Consider the following 8,989-nt stretch of genomic DNA (forward strand, 5'->3'; position numbering starts at 1 on the left):
GTCCGACGCGGCCGAGCCTGTACTGAAGATTCGTGGTGACCGGGGTCTTTCTCCGGTCCGGCTCGACGCGATGTGTCCGGCGATATCTCCACGATGACAGCCTGTGGCTACGGTCACACCAGGCAAATACCTAGGGATACCTAGGACCCCTGGGTGGGGGGTCGGAAGGCCCTCGAGCGACCGGAGGCGGAAAGACCCCTCGACACGGCCGTACCGCTCGTGCGCATCGCGGTGCCGGAGCAGCGCGTGCGTACGAGCGGTACGGGGATGAGGGTATTCAGCCGGCCGGGGTGAACCGTTCGCGCCGGATGCGTCGCGGCGACATGCGGCGACGCTTGAACGCCTTCACTGATGCCTCGACGAACGCGTCCGATCCGCAGATGTAACCGGTGAACTCCTTCGCGGACGCGACGTCCTCGAGGAAGGCGTCGGTGACGTATCCGTCGCGGTCTCCGCCGCTCTCCCTACTCACGCAGGTGATGTAGCGGAAGCCGGGATGGCGGGTCTCCAGTTCGCGGAGGAAGTCGACGTCGTACAGGTCCGCGCAGGTACGGACCCCGTGGTAGAGCAGGATCTGCCGGTCGGGGACGAGGGAGAGCGCCTGCCGGACGATGGCCTCGAGCGGGGCGAGGCCCGTCCCACCGCCGAGCAGGACGATCGGGCCGGTGCCCTCCAGGTCGAAGGTGAAGTCGCCGTACGGGCCGGTGACGGTCACGCGTTCACCCACGTCGATGCGCTCGAAGACCCATTCGCTCGCGACTCCACCGGGTTGCCGGCGGATGTGCAGTTCGAGCTCTTTGGCCTCGGAGGGCGGATTCGCGAGTGAGTACTGCCGTCGGATCTCGGTCCCGGGAACTGTCACCTCCACGTACTGCCCGGCCGAGAACTCGAGCGGTTCGTCGGCGGTGAGCAACACCTTGCGTGTGTCGGCGGCGATGTCGCGTACCTCGGCGACGGTGACGACGACGTCGCGCAGCACGTGCGTGCCGGCGGGTTCCTCCGTTGCGGGGGTCTCGAAGGCGACGTCGCCGCGCGGGGTGGCCTGGCACGCGAGGACGAATCCGGCCGCGAGTTCGTCGGCGGTGAGCGTCTCCTCCGGCGAGTTCCGATGATCGAGTTCGCCGTCGAGGACCTTGATCTTGCAGGTGCCGCAGGTTCCCTGGTTGCAGGAGTTGGGCATCCAGTTGCCGTTGCGCAGGAACGCTTCCAGCACCGTCCGACCGGGTTCGCAGGGAACGACGCCGGTGCCCGCGGTGAGTGTGTACGGCATGGTCAGATCTCCCACCGGGCGTGCAGGGTCTTCGGGCCGCGGAAACCCCAACCCCAGAATTCGACGTCCTCGGAAGTGTCCCGCTCGAGATTGGGGATGGTCTCGAGCAGTTCTTCGAGACCGATGCGGCTCACGTTGTTCGCGAAGTAGATTCCCGCGCAGGCATGCTTGCCGGCACCGAAGGCGAGGTGGGGGAGCGGCGGGCGGGTCAGGTCGTAGCGGCTGGGGGCGTCGAACACGTCGATGTCGTGGTTCGCCGACCCGTAGGACAGCATGACCACCGACCCTTCGCTGATCTCGATTCCTGATACGACGGTGTCGCGCTTGGCGATACGTGCGGTGCCGGACCAGATCGGGGCGGTCCAGCGCATCCCTTCGGCGATCGCGCGGGGGATGAGTCCCGGTTCGTCCACCACGGCTTCGAACTGTTCGGGGCGGGTGAACAGGCCTGCCAGGGTGGAACTCATGGCGTGTCCCGGTTCCTGCATGGCGCCGAGGAGGAAGACGTACAGCGTCGGGTAGATGTAGTCGCGGTCCCGCGTCTGCCCTTCGGGCATCCCGTCGTGCAGCCAGTGCGAGATGGCGCTGTCGTCGGGATGCTCGATCCAGTGGTCGATCAGCGGGTCGACGACGGAACGGATCTCCTCCTTGGCGCGGTCGCCCTCGTCGAAACGTTCCTGGTTCAGAAAGTTTCCGTCCTCGTCCATCGCTGCGTTGGTGAACGAATCCGACAGTTTGTGGAACCATTCGCGCAGTTTGTCCGAACTGACGTCCTTCAGTCCGAGGAGATCACCGAGCGACCGCACACTCACCGGCTCGCAGAACTGGGCGACGAGATCGGCCCTGCCGTCGGACTCGAACGCCTCGACGTAGCGTCGTGCGATCGGGCGGACGAGATCCTCGATCCAGCGGTCCACCTCGGCGGGCTGGAGGGCGGGTTCGACCATCGACCGCAGGTCGCGGTGGATGTCGCCGTTGACGCCGATGATCGCGGGATGACCGAAGGTGCGGCCACCGGCGGGGGTGATGATGCCGTCGAAGTCGTCGCCGGCCGCGACCGCACGGCACGCTTCGGTCGTGGACGCTACGTAGGCGCCGAGGACGGGCACGAAGGCGACCGGAGCTTCGGCGCGCAAGCGCTCGTAGACCGGGTACGGATTGCGCTCGAGTTCTTCCATGGTGATCTCGTCGAGCCACGAAAGGGTGCTGGTCATCGGTGTACCTCCGGGTCGGGAGCCGTCCGGCGACGGCCGGGCCGTTGTTGACGTGGCCAGGACCATACGAGTCGGCCGACGGGCCGGTCGATGCACATTGCGCGGTCCCTGGACGAATCACGCGACTATGTGATCCAGGTCTCGGAAGCGGTTAGTCTCGAAGGCGTGAGTGTGCCCGAGATCGAGGACTGGGACGACGCCTCGCGCGTCGTGGCGGACGTGTACTTCCCGCACCGATTGACGGACCTCGGAAAGGTGGATCGTCCTGAGCTCGAATTGGTCTCGGCCGATCTCGGAGGTGTCACGATCGGTCGGATGGGCTGGGGAGCGGACGTCGCGATCGAATGCGAGTATCCGGGCGCCTACGAGGTGAACATACCGCTGAGCGGGCGGCTCGAATCGCAGGGGCGCTCGGGCACCGTCGTCTCCGAACCCGGCTCGGCGACAGTCTTCCGCGCGGACACCCCGTCGCTCATCACACGGTGGGACGCCGAATGTTCGGTCCTCGGAATCAAGTTCGATCGAGAACATCTCGAACGCGAAGCGGACCGCATTCTCGGTGGTCCGTTGCGGTCGCGCCTCGAACTTCCCGACCGCCTCGATCTGCGGGGGTCGGCGCAGGAATGGCACCGTCTCGTGGCAGCGCTGAGCGAGCAGCTCGCCGGGCCGACCCGGGTGCTCACGAATCCTCTCGTGTCGGCCCAGCTCGGCGGTGCGGTCACCACGGCCTTCGTCCTGGCGGTCGCGCCGGCCGACGAAATGTCACCGGCACCCCGCCCGGGCATGGTCCGGCGGGTGTTGAATGCTCTGCAGGAGGATCCGGGTCGTGTCTGGACGGCAGCCGACATGGCGGAGATCGCCGGAACCAGTGTGCGCAGGTTGCAGGAGGCGTTCTCCGAGTACGTGGGCAGCAGTCCGTCCGCGTGTCTGCGCGACATCCGGCTCGATCGCGCCCACGCGGATCTTACTGCCGGGGGAATCACCGTGGCAGATGTGGCTTTCCGGTGGGGTTTCGGCCATCCGGGGCGTTTCGCCGCCGCCTTCAGGAAGCGGTACGGCGTCACCCCTACGGAAGTCCTGCGGGGCTGAACGCATGCGGATTCGGACGCACGTATGCGGGTGACGACCTCGTGGTCGTCACCCGCTCGTGCGTCCTCCCGGACGGCTCAGCCGAACCAGAGGATGGGTGTGGGCCGATCGAACGAAAGCTCAGGGTAGTCGTCGTCCGCGACCGGCGTCCGCAGCCGCCGCTCGACGTAGTCCAGACCGTTGCTGCGCATGTATTCGATGCAGGACACCGTGTACCCGACGGAGTCCGTGCGCGTACTGACGATGGGGCGGAACAGATTCGGGAAGCCGTGCACCGTCAGGGCATCGCGCTCGAGCGCGGCGCCGTCTCGGCCCTGCAGTGTGAGGCCGCCGTGCCCGTCTACGACGAACTTCGCTCGGCCGACGACGGTGCCGCCGATGAGGATCTCCCACCGATGGTCGATGTCGTCGTAGCGGACGGCGCTCGCGGTGCCGATCTCGTGGACCGCCAGCCGTAGTTCGTCGCGCAACCGGGCCGAGACCCGCTGGGAGGCGAAGGAGCGTCCGAGGACTACCGCGTCGAATTCCGGTGCAGGGGGATGGGACACGGAGGTCGAAGCGGTCGTGGTCATCTCGGACGCTCCTTCGCGGTGGGTGGATGTTGGGGGCCGCGCGCGGACGGGCAGGAGAACGGAGATCATCCGCCCGCGCGCGGGAGTCGGTTACTTGTAGAACGCGCTGACGTCGGAGTTGCCGATCAGGTCGGGCACGGTCCAGCCGTCGAGGTCGTACTCACTCATGAACTGCTCCGCGAAGCCCTTCATGGAGGCGACGTCACCGCGGCTCTCGGCGGCGAACAGCAGCTCGGCCTTGACGTTCTCGTGGTTGCCGGCATAGTTCCGTTCGTACAGTTCGTGGCGGCCACCGAACTCGGAGCCGATCGAATCCCACAGTGCCTTCATGACCTTCACGCGGTCGACCGCCTGGATGCCGTCGGAGCCGCGGACATACTTGTCGAGGTAAGGACGCACGTCCGGGTTCTTGAAGTCGGCGGCGGACGAGGGCAGGTAGATCAGGCCCGAGGCGACGTCCTGCTCGATGATCTCCTTGATGCGCGGGTAGCCCTGCATCGCGAACATGCGGTAGGTGAGGCCGTATTCGAGCTTGGGGATTACAGTGCCGTCGATCCACGGCTCCGGGTTGTTCACCATGGAGTCGGTGAGCGACCAGAACAGGTTGCGCCAGCCGATGACCTCACCGACACGGGTCTGCACGCCGCGGAATCCGCCGGCGCCGGTGGCGTCGAGAGCCTTCATGAGGAGACCGGCGATGAAGTCGAGCTTGACCGCGAGTCGCGTGCAGCCCTGCAGCGTGAAGCGCTGGAGGAAGCCGGAGCCGCCGAGGAAGTTGTTGATCTTCTCGACGTCCCCGTACATGAAGACGTTCTCCCAGGGCACGAGCACCTTGTCGAAGATGAAGATCGCGTCGTTCTCGTCCATCCGCGAGGAGATCGGGTAGTCGAACGGGGAGCCGACGATGTTCGCGTTCTGAGAGTATGAGGCGCGCGAGATGAGCTTGATGCCGGGTGCGTCCATCGGCACCGTGCAGATCAGCGCGAATTCCTTCTTCTTGATCGGCAGACCGTAGTGAGCGATGAAGTTGTAGTTCGTGATGGCCGAGCCGGTCGCGACGACCTTGGCGCCGGAGACGATGAGGCCGGCGTCGGTCTCCTTCTCGACCTTCATGAACACGTCGCCGACCTGGTCCGGCGGTAGCTGACGGTCGACCGGCGGATTGATGATCGCGTGGTTCCAGTACAGGACCTTCTCCTGCGACTCGCGGTACCAGCGCTTCGCGTTGTCCTGGAAGGGCGAGTAGAACTCGTCGTTCGCGCCGAGCGTGCCGAGGAAGGACGCCTTGTAGTCGGGGCTGCGGCCCATCCAGCCGTAGGTCAGCCGTGCCCAGGTGGCGATGGCGTCGCGGTCGGCCCGCAGGTCGTCGGCGGACTTCGGGGTGCGGAAGAACGGCATGGTTACGCCGCCGTTGCCGGTGTCGGTGGGGGTGGTGAGGGTGTTGACGTGCTCACCGGTGTGGAGGGCGTCGTAGAGGCGCGCCGTCATCCGGATCGAGTTGCGGAAGGCCGGATGGTTGGTGAAGTCCTTGACTCGCTCACCGTGCAGGTAGATCTCGCGACCGTCGTCGATGGAGGCGATGTACTCGTCGCCGGTCATGGGGCGGGAGGCGAAGTTCTTCTGCTGGTTGGCCGGGGAGTCCGCGGCGACGTTCACCTTGGAACGATCGAGGGTCTCCGAGGGCCGGGGTTCGGTGGTGGTCATGGGATTTCTCCTTGTCCGGGGGAGTGGAAGATGTTCAGGCGTGGGCTGCGGCGAGGTGGAACGGCACGAAGCGGGTCTGCGAGTCGAACCATCCGCTGTGCGGATCGTCGAGCGAGCCGTTCCACGCGGTGGACGTGCTCGGGGCGCCGAGATCATGGAAAGTGCTGCGGTAGAACAGGAGCGGGTCGACCGTCTCGTCGAAGGTGGCGTCGACGATCTCGCCGATGTAGATGATGTGGTCGCCGCCGTCGTATTCGCGCCAGGGCGTGCACGACAGTGTCGCGGCGGTGCCGGCGAGGATCGGGGCGGTGGGGCCCTGCTCCCAGACCGGCTCGGGCGACTGGGGGCGTCCTGCGAAGTGCAGTGCAGTGTCGAGCTGGTTTGCGGCGAGGATGTTGACCGCGAACGGCGCGTCGGACAGGAACCGGCAGGCCTTGGAGGTGCGGGTCAGGGTGACCTGGCACAGGCGGGGCTCGAGCGAGACGGCGGTGAAGGCGGTGACGGTCGCGCCGTGGGGCTCTCCGTCGCTGTTCGCGCAGGTGATGACGGTGACGCCGCTGGCGAACTGTCCGAAGATATTGCGGAGTGTGCGCTGATCCATGTCTGCGTCCTCCTGTCCGGTGCGGGTTGTGGTGGACTTCGATTCGATGTGACACAGACCATATAGACGTCGTGGAACTTGTGCGATCCAGTGAGCGCGGTCACTATCCACCTAGCGCGGTGAGTGGGCCGAAGGGCCCTGTTTGCCTGGGGCCGTGTTCCGCATCACACTGGATCGCACGCGCTCGAACCACACGGATGCGCAGGTCGGAGCGCCGACGACGAGCTGGAAACGAAGGTGAGGGGCCGATGGCAATGGAGCCGACTCCGGGGCCGGTCGATTGGGAAGAGGTGGAAGAGGCTGTCTCGAATGCCTATTTCGAGCACGAACTGACGCCGCTCGACGACGTCGCGCCCTCGCTCCGGCTCCGAACACTGCCGCTCGGGCCGATCCGTCTCACGCGCCTCGGCTGGGGAGCGGCGGTGTCGATCCGCAGTGAACATCCCGGGGCGTACGCGGTGAACATTCCGATCGCCGGTCGGATCGCCGCCGGCAACGGGTTGGTGTCGGAGGTCGGGCACGCCGCCGTCTTCCGTCCCGACACCGCAGCTCCGGAACAGAAGTGGACGAACGACTGCGAGATCGTCGGGATCAAGCTCGAACGCGACTATCTACAGCGCGAGATGTCGCGCATCCTCGCCCGTCCCGACCTGCAGCTCCCGAATCGGGTGGATCTGACGACGCAGGCGGGCCAGAGCTGGATGACGCTGTTGCGCTCGGTCGTGGAACAGCTCAAAACGGACGAATCGCTCTGGCGGAATCCGCTTGTCTCGGAGCAGTTGTCGGGTGCTCTGACGACCTCGTTCATCCTCGCGGTCATGCCGGAGGACGCGGATCCGACCGGCGGGGCGCGCCCGCGCATCATCAAGCGTGTCCTCGACCGGTTGCACGAGGATCCCGCCTCGGCGTGGACCACCGCCGAGATGGCCGAGGTGGCCGGGGTCAGCGTGCGGCGCCTGCAGGAGGGGTTCCGCGAATATCTCGGGGTGTGCCCGCGCGACTATCTGCTCGACCTGCGCCTCGAGCGCATCCACGAGGAACTCGCGGTGGGCGATGCGGCGGAACTGTCGGTCACCGATGTGGCTCTGAAGTGGGGTATCACCCATACCGGCCGGTTCGCGGCGGCCTACAAGCGTAAGTACGGGGTGGCACCGTCGGTCACGCTGCGTGGGTGATCGAGGGCCGTCAGTTGTGGTGGTAGCCGAGCTCGCTGCTGAGCCTTTCGGCGCAGTTCACGACCCTTTTCGTAGCGAGATCGCGGAACGAGTCGAGGGTGTGCCGACCGGTCGACGTCGAGCACGCGAGCACTCCCACGGCATAGCCGGAGGGGTCGAAGACGGGAGCGGCGATCGTGATGAGCCCTTCCTCGAGTTCGGCGGAGGTGATCGCGTAGCCGCGGTTGCGCACGTGGGCCAGTTCGGCACGCAGGTCGTCGGGGTTGTCGATCGTCGCGCTCGTGAATCGTACGAACTCGGTTTCCTCGAGCACGCGATCGACGATTTCGCGTGGTGACCAGGCCAGCAGCGCCCGACCCATCGACGTCGCGTAGGCGGGGATGCGGGTGCCGACGGAGACGTTGATGCTCATGATCCGGCGGACCGGGACGCGTGCGGCGTAGACGACCTCGGTGCCGTCGAGTACGCCGAGGGATGCGGATTCGTTGGCGTGCTCGGCGATCTCGACGAGTTTCGGCAATGCCGAGTCCACGAGAGTGTGGGATTCGGTGTAGTGCCGGCCGATACTGAGCACGCGTGGAGTGAGCGACCATCTCGTGCCGTGTGAGGTGACGTAGCCGAGTTTCTGCAGGGTCAGCAGGATCCGGCGGACCGCGGGTCGCGACAGGTCGGTCTTGGCGGCCAGCTCGGCCAGGCTGGGGTTCGGGTCCTTGTCGTCGAAGGCGTGCAATACCGCGAAACCACGTTCGATGCTCTGGATGAAGTCTCGATCGTTGCTAGGGCCATTACCTAGGTCGATGCTCGGCATCCTGCCTCCTACCTGCGTACTTGTTGATACTGCCCGATCCGGTGTTGACAAGCTGTGTGACACCACGCACAGTATGTGATGTACGCACTGCGATACACAAGTACGCACAGCGTACTGACCGGTGATCACCGCAGCCCCTGTGTCGCACCGGCCCCACACTTCCGATAGTTCAGTCCCCACGAGGAGAGCCATGACCACCATGGAGAACCCCACCGCCCACGGGTCCGGCAACGCTGCGACCGACAAGTTCAAGTCCGAGCGGGTCACGTCCGACACCTCGGTCGAGCGTGCGTCGGCGATCTACCAGGACGTGATCGGGGCTTTCGCGGACATCATCCAGAAGCACCAGGTGACCTACGACGAGTACCGGGTGCTCAAGCAGTGGCTCATCGACGTGGGTGAATACGGCGAGTGGCCGCTGTGGCTGGACGTCTTCCTCGAGCACGAGATCGAGAAGGTGCACTACAACCGCAAGGGCTTCACCGGCACCAAGGGCTCCATCGAAGGCCCCTACTACGTCCCGGACAGCCCGAAGCTCCCGGCCAAGTGCACGATG

At 65.9% G+C, this 8,989-nt stretch carries 9 protein-coding genes; 3 read left to right on the forward strand and 6 right to left on the reverse strand.

What is annotated here, in order from left to right:
- Positions 1-277 precede the first annotated feature (277 nt).
- Both K3M35_RS22470 and K3M35_RS22475 read right to left on the reverse strand, forming a co-directional pair.
- Positions 278-1,270: a 2Fe-2S iron-sulfur cluster-binding protein gene (locus K3M35_RS22470; RefSeq protein WP_174556247.1), complete on the reverse strand. Its 993-nt coding sequence runs from the start codon at positions 1,268-1,270 to the stop codon at positions 278-280.
- Positions 1,271-1,272: 2 nt separating this feature from the next.
- The gene (locus tag K3M35_RS22475; RefSeq protein ID WP_006553158.1) at positions 1,273-2,484 is read right to left on the reverse strand and encodes a cytochrome P450; all 1,212 of its coding nucleotides are present in this window, start codon (positions 2,482-2,484) and stop codon (positions 1,273-1,275) included.
- Positions 2,485-2,649: 165 nt separating this feature from the next.
- Here K3M35_RS22475 and K3M35_RS22480 point away from each other — a divergent pair, with 165 nt between their 5' ends.
- Complete coding sequence (locus K3M35_RS22480) at positions 2,650-3,573, forward strand: AraC family transcriptional regulator (protein WP_138844917.1); 924 nt, start codon at positions 2,650-2,652, stop codon at positions 3,571-3,573.
- Positions 3,574-3,650: 77 nt separating this feature from the next.
- Here the strand turns inward: K3M35_RS22480 and K3M35_RS22485 are convergent, their stop codons facing one another.
- The 3 genes from K3M35_RS22485 to K3M35_RS22495 form a co-directional block, all read right to left on the reverse strand.
- Positions 3,651-4,145, reverse strand: coding sequence for a hypothetical protein (locus K3M35_RS22485; RefSeq protein WP_024102360.1), 495 nt, complete (start codon positions 4,143-4,145; stop codon positions 3,651-3,653).
- Positions 4,146-4,235: 90 nt separating this feature from the next.
- A complete protein-coding gene (locus K3M35_RS22490; protein WP_024102359.1) occupies positions 4,236-5,849 on the reverse strand; it encodes a 4-hydroxyphenylacetate 3-hydroxylase family protein in 1,614 nt (537 codons plus the stop codon).
- Between the two features lie 34 nt (positions 5,850-5,883).
- Positions 5,884-6,450, reverse strand: coding sequence for a flavin reductase family protein (locus tag K3M35_RS22495; RefSeq protein ID WP_019288825.1), 567 nt, complete (start codon positions 6,448-6,450; stop codon positions 5,884-5,886).
- Between the two features lie 254 nt (positions 6,451-6,704).
- Between K3M35_RS22495 and K3M35_RS22500 the strand changes: the two genes are divergently transcribed.
- A complete protein-coding gene (locus tag K3M35_RS22500; RefSeq protein ID WP_039584248.1) occupies positions 6,705-7,625 on the forward strand; it encodes an AraC family transcriptional regulator in 921 nt (306 codons plus the stop codon).
- 10 nt (positions 7,626-7,635) lie between these two features.
- On the opposite strand, the gene K3M35_RS22505 is transcribed toward K3M35_RS22500, so the two are convergent.
- Complete coding sequence (locus K3M35_RS22505; RefSeq protein WP_064062030.1) at positions 7,636-8,433, reverse strand: IclR family transcriptional regulator C-terminal domain-containing protein; 798 nt, start codon at positions 8,431-8,433, stop codon at positions 7,636-7,638.
- A gap of 190 nt (positions 8,434-8,623) precedes the next feature.
- Here K3M35_RS22505 and K3M35_RS22510 point away from each other — a divergent pair.
- Positions 8,624-8,989, forward strand: a 366-nt coding sequence (locus tag K3M35_RS22510; RefSeq protein WP_308257106.1) for a dioxygenase, incomplete at its 3' end; no start/stop codon positions are given.

This window comes from Rhodococcus sp. DMU2021 (assembly GCF_019641445.1).
Taxonomy (GTDB): Bacteria; Actinomycetota; Actinomycetes; order Mycobacteriales; family Mycobacteriaceae; genus Rhodococcus; species Rhodococcus pyridinivorans.